Source organism: Bradyrhizobium sp. GCM10028915, assembly GCF_042666195.1.
GTDB classification, from domain to species: domain Bacteria; phylum Pseudomonadota; class Alphaproteobacteria; order Rhizobiales; family Xanthobacteraceae; genus Bradyrhizobium; species Bradyrhizobium canariense_D.
This window is the reverse complement of sequence record NZ_JBHTFN010000071.1, coordinates 356,054-371,568: the sequence shown is the minus strand read 5'-3', so window position 1 is coordinate 371,568 and position 15,515 is coordinate 356,054. Positions and strand designations below refer to the sequence as shown.

General features: G+C 64.4%; 14 protein-coding genes. 9 read left to right on the top strand and 5 right to left on the bottom strand.

Going from position 1 to position 15,515, the window contains the following annotated elements; genetic code table 11:
* Positions 1 to 55: 55 nt before the first annotated feature.
* The gene (locus ACFQX9_RS37405; protein ID WP_018453852.1) at positions 56 to 460 is read right to left on the bottom strand and encodes a hypothetical protein; all 405 of its coding nucleotides are present in this window, start codon (positions 458 to 460) and stop codon (positions 56 to 58) included.
* Between the two features lie 73 nt (positions 461 to 533).
* Between ACFQX9_RS37405 and ACFQX9_RS37400 the strand changes: the two genes are divergently transcribed.
* Positions 534 to 1,139 carry a TetR/AcrR family transcriptional regulator gene (locus ACFQX9_RS37400; protein ID WP_377792003.1) on the top strand — a complete coding sequence of 202 codons (606 nt, stop codon included), beginning with the start codon at positions 534 to 536 and terminating at the stop codon, positions 1,137 to 1,139.
* A 17-nt stretch (positions 1,140 to 1,156) separates the two neighbouring features.
* On the opposite strand, the gene ACFQX9_RS37395 is transcribed toward ACFQX9_RS37400, so the two are convergent.
* A complete protein-coding gene (locus ACFQX9_RS37395; protein WP_018453850.1) occupies positions 1,157 to 1,546 on the bottom strand; it encodes a hypothetical protein in 390 nt (129 codons plus the stop codon).
* Between the two features lie 105 nt (positions 1,547 to 1,651).
* Between ACFQX9_RS37395 and ACFQX9_RS37390 the strand changes: the two genes are divergently transcribed.
* The gene (locus ACFQX9_RS37390; RefSeq protein WP_007614154.1) at positions 1,652 to 2,587 is read left to right on the top strand and encodes a DMT family transporter; all 936 of its coding nucleotides are present in this window, start codon (positions 1,652 to 1,654) and stop codon (positions 2,585 to 2,587) included.
* Between the two features lie 97 nt (positions 2,588 to 2,684).
* Positions 2,685 to 3,662: a Bug family tripartite tricarboxylate transporter substrate binding protein gene (locus ACFQX9_RS37385; RefSeq protein WP_377792001.1), complete on the top strand. Its 978-nt coding sequence runs from the start codon at positions 2,685 to 2,687 to the stop codon at positions 3,660 to 3,662.
* 156 nt (positions 3,663 to 3,818) lie between these two features.
* Here ACFQX9_RS37385 and ACFQX9_RS37380 read toward each other — a convergent pair whose 3' ends face one another.
* Positions 3,819 to 5,504 carry a methyl-accepting chemotaxis protein gene (locus ACFQX9_RS37380; protein WP_247455369.1) on the bottom strand — a complete coding sequence of 562 codons (1,686 nt, stop codon included), beginning with the start codon at positions 5,502 to 5,504 and terminating at the stop codon, positions 3,819 to 3,821.
* 252 nt (positions 5,505 to 5,756) lie between these two features.
* Between ACFQX9_RS37380 and ACFQX9_RS37375 the strand changes: the two genes are divergently transcribed.
* From ACFQX9_RS37375 to ACFQX9_RS37355, 5 genes are all read left to right on the top strand, one after another.
* Positions 5,757 to 6,800, top strand: a complete 1,044-nt coding sequence (locus ACFQX9_RS37375; protein ID WP_085359428.1) for a C-terminal binding protein — start codon at positions 5,757 to 5,759, stop codon at positions 6,798 to 6,800.
* Positions 6,801 to 6,888: 88 nt separating this feature from the next.
* On the top strand, positions 6,889 to 8,232 hold the full coding sequence (locus ACFQX9_RS37370; RefSeq protein WP_018453846.1) for an ABC transporter substrate-binding protein: 1,344 nt from the start codon (positions 6,889 to 6,891) through the stop codon (positions 8,230 to 8,232).
* Positions 8,233 to 8,398: 166 nt separating this feature from the next.
* Positions 8,399 to 9,355, top strand: coding sequence for a carbohydrate ABC transporter permease (locus ACFQX9_RS37365; protein ID WP_018453845.1), 957 nt, complete (start codon positions 8,399 to 8,401; stop codon positions 9,353 to 9,355).
* Positions 9,348 to 10,244 carry a carbohydrate ABC transporter permease gene (locus ACFQX9_RS37360; RefSeq protein WP_377791998.1) on the top strand — a complete coding sequence of 299 codons (897 nt, stop codon included), beginning with the start codon at positions 9,348 to 9,350 and terminating at the stop codon, positions 10,242 to 10,244. Before ACFQX9_RS37365 ends, ACFQX9_RS37360 begins: the two co-directional genes overlap by 8 nt.
* Positions 10,245 to 10,328: 84 nt before the next feature.
* Positions 10,329 to 11,684 carry an esterase-like activity of phytase family protein gene (locus tag ACFQX9_RS37355; protein WP_204512201.1) on the top strand — a complete coding sequence of 452 codons (1,356 nt, stop codon included), beginning with the start codon at positions 10,329 to 10,331 and terminating at the stop codon, positions 11,682 to 11,684.
* Positions 11,685 to 11,837: 153 nt separating this feature from the next.
* On the opposite strand, the gene ACFQX9_RS37350 is transcribed toward ACFQX9_RS37355, so the two are convergent.
* The gene (locus tag ACFQX9_RS37350; protein ID WP_377792041.1) at positions 11,838 to 13,514 is read right to left on the bottom strand and encodes a mucoidy inhibitor MuiA family protein; all 1,677 of its coding nucleotides are present in this window, start codon (positions 13,512 to 13,514) and stop codon (positions 11,838 to 11,840) included.
* A gap of 150 nt (positions 13,515 to 13,664) precedes the next feature.
* Entirely contained in the window at positions 13,665 to 14,285 is a 621-nt protein-coding gene (locus tag ACFQX9_RS37345; RefSeq protein ID WP_377791997.1) for a response regulator transcription factor, read from the bottom strand.
* 202 nt (positions 14,286 to 14,487) lie between these two features.
* Here ACFQX9_RS37345 and ACFQX9_RS37340 point away from each other — a divergent pair, with 202 nt between their 5' ends.
* Positions 14,488 to 15,504 (top strand): AraC family transcriptional regulator, encoded by a 1,017-nt coding sequence (locus ACFQX9_RS37340; protein ID WP_377791996.1) that lies wholly within the window; start codon positions 14,488 to 14,490, stop codon positions 15,502 to 15,504.
* The last annotated feature ends 11 nt before the right edge of the window (positions 15,505 to 15,515 follow it).

Here is a 15,515-nt window from a genome sequence, read left to right as displayed (position 1 = left end):
GCTATGGTCTGACATTGGGAACAGAGAGCTCTCAACACTCCTCCCTGGACTGCATTCAAATGTAGCGCGCGGCGCCCATGCAGAGCGCGGCCATGCCCAGCAGGCCGGCCGCCGCACGTTGGGCGGCGGCGATACGTGCACGGAGGTCCTCCGGCTTGCCGGTGCCGCGACGCAAGGCCGCGAGCGCACGAGGACCGATGACAGCCTGAATAGCGGCCGCGATCAGTGCACAGACAGCACCGACGGCGAGCACCTGCTCGGTCGTGCCGAAGCTGTGGGAATGAACGAGATGGCCGAGATAGCCGCCGGTCAGGATGGCAATCGTCGCCGCGCCGAGTTGTGGAAAGACCAGCTGCTCACCGGCAACTCCGCCGATGCGGGCCAGCGCAAAGCTTGATCCCGCCCAGAACACGGACGACAACACATGAAGTGACAAGGCGATCACGAGGGCAGTTTGCATGGCAAGCTCCGAACCGGCTTCTAAATTAGATATACTACATGTATAGTCAATACGTCAACAGAATGGCAAGGCGATGCCGAAGCGCAATTATGTGAGCTCCGCGCGGGCTTCCGCGGCGGCGGCGACGCGCGAGCGCATCATCGCGGCCGGGGCGCGGCTCCTGCGCGAGGACGCGAGCATTGCGAGCTTCTCCCTCGACGTGGTCGCCAAGGCGGCCGGTGTCACGCGGTTGACGGTCTACAACCAGTTCGGATCGCGGCGGGGACTGCTGGAGGCCGTGTTCGACGACATCGCGCACCAGGGCGGACTGTTCGAACTGGCCGAGGTGATGACGATGGCGGATCCGCGCGCCGCGCTCGACCGCGTCATCGAAATCTTCTGTACGTTCTGGGGGCGCGATCCCGCCATCGGCGGGCTCAACCAGGCCATCGCGACCGATCCGGAATTCGGCGAGGCGCTGATCGAGCGTAACGAGCGACGGCGCGAATTGCTGACCGCGCTGCTGTCGCGGATCGTGGGCAAGCACGCGGCAAAGCGCGCCATGCGGGACACGGTTGATTTGATCTTCGTGCTGACGAGTTATCCGACGTTTGCAGCGCTGAGCCGGCAGCGGTCGACGGAGGAGGTCTGTCGCTTGCTGCAGACGGCGTGCCACGCGGCTGTGGACGGGCTGAAGTAAGCCGGCAGCAGGCGGCGCTACTTCATCTTGAACTTGCTGTACGCTTCGCTGGTCGCAATGATGACGTGCTCGGCGCAGGCGTTGACGCGGTGCGGATCAGCCTCCGTCTCGTAGGCCTTCGAGGTCATCATGTCGATGAAAGCCGTGACGGTGGGATAATAGACCAGCGCCGCGAAATCCCAGTCGTTGCCCTGCTGCGGGCCGAGCGCGACGGCCCTGGCCTCGCCGGTCCAGAGCAGCGTGCCGCCGCGTGCCTTGATCATCGGCACTGTGACCGCACTGTAGCGCAGATAGGCGTCCCAGCCGGAACCGTCGCCGTCGCCGGAGTGCGCGTGGAAGCGCATCAGGTTCAACATCACCACCGGTGCATGCCGATCGAGCCGATCAAGGCCATCGATGTTCAACATATTAACCGCCAATGCCGCCTCCTCTGGTCATGCCTGCATTGTAGCATTGCGGTCGCATGACTTGTGTCACGACGCAAATCCGGCGCAAGCTCGTATGCAACGCCAATGACGATCGCTTCGCCCGCGCCACCGGCCTCCAATCCGGCCAGTTGGCTCAACAACCAGCCTTATCTGCTGCTCAGCCTGAGCTCGCTGTTCTGGGCCGGCAACATCGTGCTCGCGCGCCACGTCGGCGCGCATGTGCCGCCGCTGACGGTGACCACGATCCGCTGGTTCGGCGTGTTCCTGATCCTCCTGCCCTTCGCCTGGCCGCATCTGAAGCGCGACTGGCCGAATCTGCGCAAGAGTCTGCCGCTGATGCTGTTCCTGTCGTTGGTGGGCTTTGCCTTCAACAACGCGATCTCGTACTGGGCGATGCAGTATACGGAAGCGCTGAACGCGCTGCTGATCCAGTCGGCCGGACCGTTGTTCGTGGCGCTGTGGTCGCTGGTGCTGTTCGGCGTGCGGCTGACCGGTGCGCAGCTCGCCGGCATCGGGATCTCGCTTCTCGGCGTGCTGATCATCATCCTGCGCGGCGATCTCGCCGCGCTCGCGAGCATCAGCTTCAACAGGGGCGACATCATGTTCGCCTCCTCGCTGGTGGCGTTCGGGATCTACTCCGCCTTCATCCCGCGGCGACCCAAGATCCACCAACTCTCCTTTCTCTCCTTCACCACCTGCTGCGGCGCGACGATGCTGCTGCCGACCGCGATCTGGGAGGCCTGGAGTGGTCGCGTCCTGCAACTCGATGGGGTGACGCTGGCGACGCTGGGCTACATCCTGATCTTTCCCTCGACGCTGGCCTATCTCTTCTTCAACCGGGGCGTGGCGCTGATCGGCCCGAACCGCGCCGCGCCGTTCTTCCATCTGGTGCCGGTGTTCGGCTCGGCGATGGCGATCCTGCTGCTCGGCGAAAAGATCCAGCCGTTCCACCTGATCGGCTACCTGCTGGTGCTCGCCGGCGTCGTGATCGCCTCGCGGCAGGGTTCTGCGGTGAAGTAATTCCGCGGCGCGAGACGAGGCGACAAACTCGCGCCTTCCGATTTCGACGAGGAGACGCTAGGTTCCCCGCCAACCAAAAAAGAGGGAACGACCAGACATGCTTTCAGCGTTGATCCGAAACCTGCGTGCCATCGGCACGAGCGCCCTTTGTCTCGCCGCCGCGTCCGCTGCGCAGGCCGACAATTATCCGAGCCGCAACATCACGCTGGTGCTGCCGTTCGCGGCCGGCAGCGGCACCGACACCACGACGCGGCTGATCTCGCAGCATTTGTCGCAGGCCCTCGGCGTCGGCATCGTCATCGAGAACAAGGCGGGCGCCAACGGCATGATCGCCGCCACCTATGTCGCGCGCGCCGCGCCCGACGGCTACACGCTGCTGGTGACCACCAACACCACGCATTCGGCCAATCCCTATCTGCTCAAAAGCCTGACCTACGATCCGGTCAAGGACTTCACCCCGATCGCGCGCACCGGCGACCTGCCCTTCATGCTGGTGATCCACCCGGAGGTGCCGGCCAAGACCGTCGGCGAGCTCATCGCCTACGGCAAGGCCAATCCGGGCAAGCTGAGCTACGCCTCGGGCTCGTCCTCGGCGATCGTGTCGGGGGCGACCTTTGCACACAATGCCGGGCTCGACCTCCTGCACGTGCCCTACAAGAGCTCGCCGCCGGCGCTCAACGACGTCATGGGCGGCCGCGTCTCGATGATGTTCGTGGACATCCTGACCGGCCTGCCGCATGTCCAGGGCAACGCGCTACGCGCGCTCGCCGTCACGACGAAGGACCGCTCGTCGCTGGTGCCGAACCTGCCCTCGATGCAGGAGGCCGGCGTGCCGGACTTCGACATCTCGTCGTGGCAGGGCTATTTTGGCCCCGCCGGCATGCCCAAGGAGATCGTGACGCGACTCAACGCCGAGATCCGGAAGATCGTCGAGAAGCCGGAGATCAAGGCCCAGCTCGCCACCCTCGGCATGGACGCGTTTTCGGGCACGCCCGAGCAGCTCGGCACGTTCGTGAACGAACAGCTGGTGTTGTGGGAGAAGCTGATCCGCGAGGCAGGGATCGAGAAGCAGTAGGGGCTCGCGAAAGCCGCGCGCTCGGCATTCTCCGTCATGGCCGGGCTTGTCCCGGCCATCCACGTCGATCAAAGCGTCCGGTGTCCAAGAACGTGGATGCCCGGGACAAGCCCGGGCATGACGATAGAGGAGATGGCGTCGCTTTGGTGTGGCGACCTACGCCGCGCGCACCTTGGCGAGGAAGCCGTCGACTGCGCTGCGCAGCGCGCCGGACTGGCTGTCGAGCTCGCGAGCGTTGGTGAGCACGTCGCTTGCCGCCGTGCCGGTCGCTTCCGCGGCCGAGGTGACGCTGCCGATATTGGCGTTGATCTCGTTCGATCCGGCCGCGACCGACTGAATGTTGCGGGCGATCTCGCGGGTCGCCTCGCCTTGCTGCTCGATCGACGCGGAAATGCCCGCGGTGATCTCGCTCATCTCGGCGATGGTCTGAGTGATGCCGCCGATGGCGGCGACCGCATCGCTGGTCGATGTCTGCATCGCCGCGACCTGGGCGGAGATTTCCTCGGTGGCCTTGGCGGTCTGGTTGGCGAGCGCCTTGACTTCGGAAGCGACGACGGCGAAGCCGCGGCCGGATTCACCGGCGCGCGCCGCTTCGATGGTGGCGTTGAGGGCGAGCAGATTGGTCTGTGCCGCGATCGAGTGGATCAGCTTGACCACCTCGCCGATCTTCTCGGCGCCGGTGGAGAGTTCCTGCACCGTGGCATTGGTACGCTCGGCGTCCTTGACAGCGCGGCTCGCCACTTCGGTCGAGCGGGTGACCTGGCGCGAGATCTCCGCAACCGAGCTCGACAGCTCTTCGGCAGCCGCGGCAACCGTGCCGACATTGCCCGACGCTCTCTGCGAGGCCGCGCCGACCGTCGCCGCACGCGACGAGGCGTCGCCGGCGGTCGCGGTCATCGATTGCGCAGTGGCTTGCATGCCCGTCGCAGCCGAGGAGACCGAGCGGACGATACCATTGACGCTGCGTTCGAAGTCGCTGGCGATGCCCTCCATCACGCTGCGACGTTCCGCCGCTGCGCGATCCTTGGCATCGGCTTCGCTCTTCTCGATGTCGCGGATGCGGACAGCGTTGTCCTTGAAGATCTGGACGGTCGACGCCATTGCGCCGACCTCGTCACCACGGCCGACGCCGGGAATGTCGCCGTCGAGCTTGCCCTCGGCGAGATCCTTCATGCGGGCTCCGAGCAGGGCGAGCGGGCGGCTGATGCTGCGACCGATCAGCCAGGCAACGCTGCCGGCGACGATGACGATACCGAGCATGGCCAAGCCGAGCAGCCAGTAGACCGGACCCATCTTGGCATCGATATCATCGAGATAGGCGCCGGTGCCGAGATACATGTCGAAGCCGGGGACCGCGACCGCGTAGCCGAGCTTGCGGATCGGCTTCTCCTGGCCGGGCTTCACATATTCATAATACAGCAGGATCGAACCATTGGCCTTGACCCCGTCCATCAACTCGGCAGACAGCTTGCGGCCGTTGGTCACGACATCCATGCGGTTGCTGCCGATCTGCTTCGGATCGGGCGCGAGCTGGGTGATGCCGTCATAGGACGTGCCGAACAAATAGCCCGCACCGTTGTCATACGTCATTGCATTGCCGTAGCGACGAATCTCGGCCATCGCCGCATCCTTCGTCAGCTCGCCGGCGTCGACCCGCTTCTTGAGGGCAGCGGCGTAGTTGCGCCCCATCTCCACGATCGCCTTGGCCTGATCGATGCGCGCGTTCACCATCTCCTGCTTCATCAGGTATCCGGCGAGGATCCCGGAAATGCACAGTCCGAACAAGGTGACGCCGACGAGGATGCCGAGCTTGGGGGCGATCTTCATATTGCTTAATTTCACGGGATGCTCCGGCAACACAGGGATAAGGACGCGCGAGTGAATCGATCGAAATCAAATTAACCTTTAGGGGGTGACCCCTTAGCAAGCTGTTACGGGGCGCCCCGTAGAAGCCCGGAGAAGACGTCGAACCAGTCGTATAAATCGCCTCAATGACAACCGGGAATTGTACGCGACCTCCTCGATTTCGCGTAAAAGACGCAAAGGCCCGCGCAAAGCATGGGTCACAACAAGAAACCAAATCGGGAGCAGGATATGCCGAAATACAGGGTGGTGACGCCGAAGGGCGCGAGCTTCACGGTCGCGAGCAGCGATTATTCCTACGAGCGCGAGGCGCTCGATCCGATCGACGCCGAGATCGTCGAGGCGCCGGCCGACGAGGCCGGGTTCATCGCCGCCGCGAAGACAGCGGACGCCATTTACGCCAAGGGCATCCCGATCACCAAGACCATCATCGACGCGCTGGAGAGCTGCAAGGTCATTACGCTCGGCTCGGTCGGCGTCGATAGCGTCGACATCAAGGCGGCAACTGCGCGCGGCATTCCCGTCACCAACATCCCCGACACCTTCATCGAGGAGGTCGCCGACCATGCCATGATGCTGCTGCTCGCGGGCTTCCGCCGGCTGGTCGAGCAGGACCGGATGGCGCGCAGCGGCCGCTGGGCGGAGGGCCGGCCGGCGTTGTCGAAGATCCCACGACTGATGGGCCAGACGCTCGGCTTCATCTCGTTCGGCCGCGTCGCGCGTGCAGTTGCGAAACGCGCAGCTCCGTTCGGTCTGCGGATGATGGCCTACGATCCCTTCATCCAGGAAACGCTGATGTCCGACCACGGGGTGATTCCGGCGACGCTGAACGAGGTGTTGTCGCAATCCGACTTCCTCTCGATGCACGCCCCCGCTCGGCCCGAGGTGCATCACATGCTCACCGAGAAGCACTTCCGGCAGATGAAGAAGGGCTCGGTCTTCATCAACACCGGCCGCGGCGCCACCGTGGACGAGGAAAGCCTGATCAAGGCGCTTCAGGAGGGCTGGATCGCCCATGCCGCCCTCGACGTGCTGGAGAAGGAGCCGCCCTCGCACAACAATCCGCTGCTCGGCATGGACAATGTCACCCTGACCGCCCACGTCGCCTCCGCCTCGGCACGGTTTGACGAGGCGCGCAAGCGCCGGGTGGGCTACGAATTGTCACTGGTGCTTCAGGGCATGTGGCCGGTAAGCTGCGTCAATCCGTCGGTGCTGCAAGACACCGCGCTCCGCCGCTGGCAGCCTGTCAGCATGGACCGCGGCCCGAACAGCTAGACGGGACGGCCGCGAAGGCGCGCCGGCAACCGGAAAGACCCTTCACCGGCGATCAACGCCGGGAAGGGAAACATATAGGGAGGAACCGATGAGGAACGACATCACGCGTCGTGATGCCTTGGCGCTGGGCCTGTCCGCTGCGGCAATCGCGGCAACCGGTGCTCCGGCAAATGCGCAATCCGCGATCAAGGCCGCGGACGTCCCCACACCGAAACTGCCGATCGAGAAAGGCGCATCCCTGCGCATGCTGCGACCGGTACGTTTCGTCCAGGCCGACGAGGACGTGTTCCGCGCCAATGCGGCCAAATTCACCAAGGAGACCGGGGTCGAGGTCAAGGTCGACTTCGTCGGCTGGGAGGACATCAACCAGCAGACCGCGGTGACCGCGAATTCCGGTGCCGGCCCCGATATTATCATCGGCTTCTCCGATGCGCCGCACATCTATATCGACAAGCTGATCGAGCTGACCGACGTCGCCGACTATGTCGGCAAGCGGTACGGCGGCTGGCTGCCGCTGGCGCAGCGCTACGGCAAGAAGAACAAGAGCGACGCCTGGATCGGACTGCCGTTCGGCGCGACCGCGGGTCCGCTGATCTACCGCAAGTCGATCCTGCGATCGGTCGGCTTCGACAAGGTGCCGGAAGACCATGCCGGAATCCTCGATCTCTGCCAGAAGCTTCAGAAGGCCGGCAAGCCGGCCGGCTTGGCGCTCGGCAACGCCAAGGGCGACGGCAACGGTTTTGCGAACTGGGCGCTGTGGTCGCACAACGCGGCGCTGCTCGACGAAGAGGGGAACGTCGTCATCAACAGCAAGGAGACGATCGCCGCACTGAACTGGGTCAAACAGCTCTATCCGACCTTCATCGCCGGCACGACGTCATGGAACGACGTCAGCAACAACCGCGCCTACGCCGCGCAGGAGATCTCGCTGACCGCCAACGGCGTCTCGCTGTATTTTTCACTGAAGAACGATCCGGCGACCAAGGCGATCGCCGACGACAGCGAACATCAACTGCTGCCGAAGGGTGTCGCGAAGGTCTCGCCGATGGCGGGCCTGACGCTGAACGCCATGCTGTTCAAGCACAGCCAGTACCCCAACGCCGCAAAGGCCTTCCTGCAATACATGCTGGAAAAGGACCAGTACGAGCCGTGGCTCAACGCCAATTCCGGCTACTGGGCCCAGCCGCTCGCGGCTTACGCGGAGGCCAAGGTCTGGAGCGAAGATCCCAAGATCAAGATCTTCAAGGACACCATGAACACCATCTACTATGACGGCTATGCTGGCCCGATCTCGACCGCGACCGGTGCCGTCAGCGCCGACTACGTGCTGATTCAGATGTTCGCATCCGTCGCGACCGGCGCTGCCACGCCGGAAGCCGCGGCCGCGGAAGCCGAGCAGCGCTGCAAGCGGTACTTCCGGCGGCAGAAGTAGCGCTGGACAAAGCGCGTCATTGCGAGCGAAGCGAAGCAATCCAGCCTGTCTTCCCAGTTACAGCCTGGATTGCTTCGTCGCACCAGTGCAAAATTGCTTCGCAATTTTGTCACGGGCTCCTCGCAATGACGGGCTTGGTGACTTTCAGAGACGGGACAACAAACCGATGTCCGTGACCACACTCTCTTCTCCAGCCCTCGTGCACCGGCAACCCTCCTGGCTGGTGCGCCTGTTCGACTACAAGCCGTTCCTGATCGTGATGTGCCTCGCACCTGCGATCGGGCTGCTCACGGTGTTCCTGACCTATCCGCTCGGCCTCGGCATCTGGCTCGCCTTCACCGACACGACAATCGGCAGAAAAGGCGTCTTCGTCGGCTTCGAGAATTTCCAGTATCTGCTCACCGATTCCCTGTGGTGGAACGCGGTGTTCTACAGCGTGGTCTACACGGGGATCGCGACCTTTGGAAAGTTCGCGCTCGGCTTCTGGCTCGCACTGCTGCTCAACAACCATTTTCCGTTCAAGAGCCTGTTGCGTGCGATCATCCTGATGCCCTGGATCGTGCCGACGGTGCTCTCGGCGCTGGCGTTCTGGTGGATCTACGATCCGCAGTTCTCGATCATCTCCTACCTTCTGGTCGACGTGCTGCACTGGCGCACCACCAATATCGACTTCCTCGGCTCGCCCTGGCCGGCGCGCTTCTCGCTGATCGCCGCCAATATCTGGCGCGGCATTCCCTTCGTCGCGATCTCGCTGCTGGCGGGCCTGCAGACCATTTCGCCCTCGCTCTACGAAGCCGCGATGCTCGATGGCGCCAGCGCCTGGCAGCGGTTCCGCTACATCACCTTCCCGATGATGATGCCGATCCTCGCGATAGTCATGACCTTCTCGATCATCTTCACCTTCACCGATTTCCAGCTGGTCTACGCCATCACCCGGGGCGGCCCCGGCAACTCAACCCATTTGCTGGCAACGCTGGCCTTCCAGCGCGGCATTGCGGGCGGCGAGCTCGGCGAGGGCGCGGCGATTGCGGTGTCGATGATCCCGTTCCTCGTGTTCGCAACGCTGTTCTCTTATTTCGGCCTGGCGCGCCGCAAATGGCAGCAGGGAGAGAGCAATGACTGATACCGCCGCCGAGCCGGCCGCCGTCGCCACCACGCCGCCGGACACCATGGCCTGGGATTCCGGGCTGCGGCGGCTGATGATGATCTATCTGCCGCTCGGCTGCTTCGTGCTGATCCTCCTATTTCCGTTCTACTGGATGACGATTACGTCGTTCAAGCCGAACGCAGAGCTGATGAACTACCGGGAGCACAACCCGTTCTGGATCTCCTCGCCGACGCTGGCCCACATCAAGCACCTGTTGTTCGACACCGCCTATCCGCGCTGGCTGTGGACGACGATGCTGGTCGCGGTCGGGGCGACTACGCTGTCGCTGATCGCGAGCACGCTGGCCGCCTATGCGATCGAGCGCCTGCGCTTCCGCGGCAGCCCCTATGTCGGCCTCGGCATTTACATGGCCTATCTCGTGCCGCCGTCGATCCTGTTCATTCCGCTCGCGAGCGTGGTCGTGCAGTTCGGCCTGTTCGACAGCCCGCTTGCGTTGATCCTGGTCTACCCGACCTTCCTGGTGCCGTTCTGCACCTGGCTCCTGATCGGCTATTTCAAGTCGATCCCCTACGAGCTCGAGGAATGCGCGCTGGTGGACGGCGCCACCAGGCTCCAGATCCTGCGACGGATCACGCTGCCGCTGGCGGTGCCCGGCCTGATCTCGGCCGGCATCTTCTCCTTCACGCTGTCCTGGAACGAGTTCATCTACGCGCTCGCCTTTATCCAGAGCGGCGCCAACAAGACGGTGCCGGTCGCGATCCTGACCGAGCTCGTCACCGGCGACGTCTATCAGTGGGGCGCGCTGATGGCGGGCTCGCTGCTCGGCTCGCTGCCGGTTGCGATCTTCTACTCGCTGTTCGTCGATTACTACGTGTCGTCGCTGACGGGCGCGGTCAAGGAGTAGCTGTCGGCTGCGGCGTTTGGCCCGGTTTCACAAAACTGCAATGCGCGGTCCGCATAAGACGGCCTCCGTTAACAGGAGACGCACATGCGCGCGACTTTGCTTAGTACCGTCGCAACGATCATTCTGACCGCGAGCTCCGCGCTGGCGCAGAGCGAAGGCGAATTCCCCGCCAAGCTCGCCGGCCACGTCGTGATGCCGGCCGCCACGTTCATCGACGCGCCGGCTGATGCTCCCGCCGATCTCAAGACATCCGGTAAATACACCACCGGGAAGCGGGTCGACGCGCTCGGCACGGTGATGGGCAAGTCCTATGAGCGGGCCACCGGCGTGTCGCTGCCGTTCAAGGGCCAGCCGCTGCAGGGCCATTCCGGTATCAAGTCGATGGGGGACGGCACTTTCTGGGTCATCACCGACAACGGCATGGGCGCGCGCGCCAATTCGCCAGATTCGATGCTGTACCTGAACCGCTACAGGATGGATTGGGCCGGCGGCAAGATCGAGCGGCTGGAGACCGTGTTCCTGCACGATCCCGACAGACGCGTGCCGTTCCGCATCGTGCATGAAGACACCGAGAGGCGTTACCTCACCGGCTCCGACTTCGACACCGAAGGTTTCCAGATTATCGGCGACACCTTCTGGATCGGCGACGAGTTCGGCCCCTACATCCTGAAGGCCGACAAGACCGGCAAGATTCTGGCCGTATTCGAGACGGTCGCCGACGGTAAGCCCGTGCGATCGCCGGATCATTGGGCGGTGGCGACCCCGGGCGCGCCGGGTGCGACCTACACCAACGTCAACCTCCGACGCTCCAAGGGTTACGAGGGCTTCGCCGCCTCGAAAGACGGCAAGTTTCTCTACGGCCTGCTCGAGGGGCCGCTCTGGGATGCCGAGAAAAAGGACTGGGAGAAGGTCGACGGCAAGGAAGCCTCGCGCATCCTCGAATTCGACGTCGCCGCGGAAAAATTCACCGGCCGCTACTGGCAGTATGTGTTCGAGCAGAACGGCAATGCCATCGGCGACTTCAACATGATCGACCCGAGCGCCGGCCTGATCATCGAGCGCGACAACGGCGAAGGCACGCCCGAAAAGGCCTGCCCGCAAGGCACCCGCGGCGAGAACTGCTTCCCCGACGTGGCCAAGTTCAAGCGCGTCTACAAGATCGAGCTCACCGACGCCAATGTCGGCAAGCCCGTGCGCAAGATCGGCTACATCGACCTCCTGAAGATCAGGGATCCCGACAAGAAGGCGAAGAAGCCGCTCAATGACGGCGTCTACACGTTCCCGTTCTTCACCATCGAGAACGTCGATCGTGTCGACGAAACCCACATCATCGTCGGCAATGACAACAATCTGCCGTTCTCGTCCAGCCGCGATCCCAACAAGGCCGACGACGACGAGTTCATGCTGCTCGATGTCGCGGACTTCCTGAAGGCGAAGTAAAACTCTCTCGCTCTCCCTGCTTGCGGGGAGAGGGGCGGGCTGAGGGCGACTCTCCGCAGGGACGGTGACAGTCGGACGCGCGGAGAGCCCCCCTCACCCGCCGCGCTTTCGCGCGTCGGCCTCTCCCCGCACGCGGGGAGAGGCAAAGACTCCTTACCCCGCCGGCACGATCACCATGCTCTTGTCCTTCGGCCAGCGAACGCGCCAGGCGAAATTGATGTCGCGGACCTCACCGGGCTTGGCATCGAACGACCATTCCAGAACGCCGCGCCGGTCGCGAATGTTGCTTGCGGTCGGCGGCGTGGTCGCAGGCAACATCTCGACGAGGATGTCCTCGTTCTCGCTGACCGGCAACTGATCCTCGATCGCGACCTTGATCGGGAAGTCGTGACCATTGCGGATTGTGGTCTTGAATGCGCGCTCGTCGGTCTTCGACGTCGTGACCAGGAGACCGGCCGAACCTTCGTTGCGCTTGAGCACCGCGCGCTCGATCCTGACCTTGTCGTCGGCGCCGAAGCCGAGCCGCACGATATCGTCCTTGGCCGAAGCCGAGAGTTTGCCGCGGCCGACGAAGGTTCCATCGCGATAGATTGCGACCTTGCCCGGCAACAGACTCGTGTCGTCGCTCTGCTTGAAGCTGGCTTCGAGGAAGGCGGTTGGATCCATCACCGGTGCCGCGCGCACCATGAGATCGGCGGGCACTGTCATCGAGGCGATGCGCAGGCTCTTGGCGCCCTCGGCAGCACCGAGGCTGACGCGGCCGGGAATTTTGTAGGAGGCCTGGAAGTCGCCGATCTCGGCGACCGCCTGCTGTTCTTCGGCGCGCTCGCGGATATCGTCGGCCGCCTTGGCCGCGGACGTTTCCATCTTTCGCTGCTGCATGGGCGCCGCCGCAGGCACTGCCGAATCCGAAAGCGAACCCAGCGCCCGCGGCTTCGGCACTTGCGGATACTGCGCGACCAGCGAGTTCAGCTCCGGCGCGCTGCCGCCGCGGCCGATGCGGACCGTGGAGACGCCGAGCGTGACGTTGGACCAGTCCTCGCCGGTCGATTGCGTGACTTCGGCACGGCGGACCAGCTCGAGCTGCGGCTTGCGATCCTTCGCGCCGGTGTCGAGGCGGGCGTCGTAGAGCGGCAGCCAGCGCGCATTGCGCACATTGTAGGTCACCCGCAACGTCGCCTTGGTTGCTGCCGGCGCCGCGATGTCCATGCCGACTTCGAGCTTGCTCGGCGGCTTGGCCTTGCGCTCGACTTCGAGCTGGGCGATCTGCCGATCGATCTCGCGCATCTTGCGCGTGGCGTCGCGAACGGCGGTATCGGCGCTCGCAATTTCGTCGCCAACGGCGGCAAAGGCCGTGCGCCATTCGGCAATCGGCCGCGCCTCGCCCTTGTCGCCGATGCCCGCGGGAGAGGCTTCCGCAAAGTGCTCCGCGAATTTGCGCCGCGCAATGGCCGAGTCGATCGCGCCTTGCAGGTCGGCGCGCTGGTCGTTCAGCGCCTCGATGCGCTTGTCCAGCTCCGGCAAATTGACCGGCGCCGCACGTGGCGTTCGCGCATCGATCGTGCCGATGGTGAGCTTCGCTCCCCCCTCACCCTCCACCCGGATCGAGGAGGTGTCGAGACCAAGCGGGAAGTCCTTGGCAACGAGCGTCGAGTCACCAGACGGCAGGTCCACTGCGATGACGCGGGTGACGGTCGCGCCATCCGGGTAAACCGTGACGGTATCGATCGCCGACGTGGCGTCCAATTCGGCGGCCCATGACGACGACGCGAATGCCGTGCTCACCAGAACCAGGCTCGTCGTCGCCAAACATCTTGCGGTGATGCGCATCAAGTCCCTCCTCCAAGTCATCGCCGCCGCCAGCCGGACGCGCGATCCAATGCCTCGCCAACATGGTTGGACGCGGCAGGGAAGGAACTGGTTCGATTGGGGTTTCCGTGGGGCGCCGCCGCGGCGGCAGCAAGGCCCGCGACGGAGCGCTTAATCCTGAGGAGTCGAACCCTGCCCGAAGATGCGGCGAAGCAGGTCCGTCACGTTCTTCGCACCGGCCTTCCTCAGAATACCGGCGCGGTAGCCCTCGACCGTGCGCGCGCTCAGATGCATGCGCCGGGCGATCTCCTTGTTGGTCAGGCCGGCGGCGAGATGCTCGAGCACGTCGCCCTCTCGCGTGGTCAGGGGTTCGCAGCCGGGCAGCCAGCGCTGCCGGTTGGAGCCGGGCTGTGCAAACTCGTCGATGGCGGCATCGATCCGGTCGACGATGTCGCGGGTGCGGAACGGCTTCTCGATGAAGTCGGCCGCACCGCTCCTGATGGCGTCGACCGCCATGGCGATGCTGCCGTTTGTCGCGGTCACCAGCACCGGCGCCATGCAGTTTTCCTCGCGCAGGCGCTTGAGCACGTCGAGACCGGAGCGATCAGGCGGCATCTCCAGCAGCACGCAGGCCGGCATCCGCGCCTTGGCCTCCGAGAGCAGAGACGCGCCGTCGGCGAAGCAGATCACGTTGTATGCGCTTTGTTGAAGCGCGGTGGAAAGTTGTTCGCGGGAGGCGGCATCGGTGTCGATGACGAATACCTCACCCTTGGAAAGCATGTCCCCCGGCATAATTCCGATCCAGCAATGTCTTGGGTCAAATGGTCCGAGACGGCAGCGGGGCCTCGTCGCGCCGCGCCGTCATATGCACGGCATTCACGCCCGTGCTTCGGTTTTACTTATGTATGTTCCACCCAGTTCCCGGATTTGACGGATCGGGACAGAAACTTTACATTTCGGGACATCTGCGGGATGTCCGGCAGGAACGGGGCGCATGACCGACCTCATTCGCAGCGCGGGCTTGAGCTATTACCCGGAGGTCGCCCGGTCGGTCGGGCTCGACCCCAAACACATGATGCGCAAGGTCAGGCTGCCGCTGGCCTGCCTCGACAAGCCCGACACGCCCATTGCCGTCACCGGTCTCCGCCGTCTGCTCGAGCTGTCGGCCGAGGCGTCCGGCGCCGAAGATTTCGGCTTGCGGCTTGCTGAACGCGGCGGGCTGACCAATTTCGGCGCGGTCGGCCTGATCGTGCGCGAACAGGCGACCGTTGGTGAAGCCATCGAAGCCTTCTCGCGCTTCATCCCGATCCATCACGACGGCATGAAGCTGGACGTCACCCGCAACAAGCAGACCGTGACCGTCACGCTGCACCTGCGCGGCCGGCAGCCGGCCGCGCCGCGCCAGTCGATCGACATGGCGCTCGGCAGCGTCCACCGCATCATCCAGTCGCTGTTCGGCAGCGATTGGCGGCCGCAGGAAGTGCACCTGCATTATCCGCCGCCGCACGACCGCAAGCGCTACCGCGAGTTCTACGGCTGCCGTGTGATCTTCAACGCAGAGGACGATTCGATCCTGTTGTCGGCGCACGACATGGAGCGCCGGATCCCGAGCGCGCATCCGCTGATCGCGAGCTATCTGCGCAAGCGGATCGAGGCGATCGAGACGCGGCCGGCAAACTGGGAGGAGAAGGTCGACGAGGTCGTGCGTCTCCTGCTCGCCGGCGGCGACTGCACGGTCGAGCGCGTGGCCGAGCACCTCGCCTGCACCCGGCGCACTATCCACCGCCACCTCGCCGAAGCCGGCACCAGCTTCTCGGCCATTCACGACGCGCAGCGCGCCGATCTCGCGGTCCAGCTCATCGACGACCCTGGCCGACCGCTGGCGGACATCGCCGTGCAGCTCGGCTTCTCCGCACAGAGCGCCATGGCCCGCTGGTTTCGCGGCCGCTTCGGCTGCACCATCACCGCATGGCGCAAAGGCGTCCGGCCATTGGCGGCAACCGCGGCTTGATTTTCAAGACC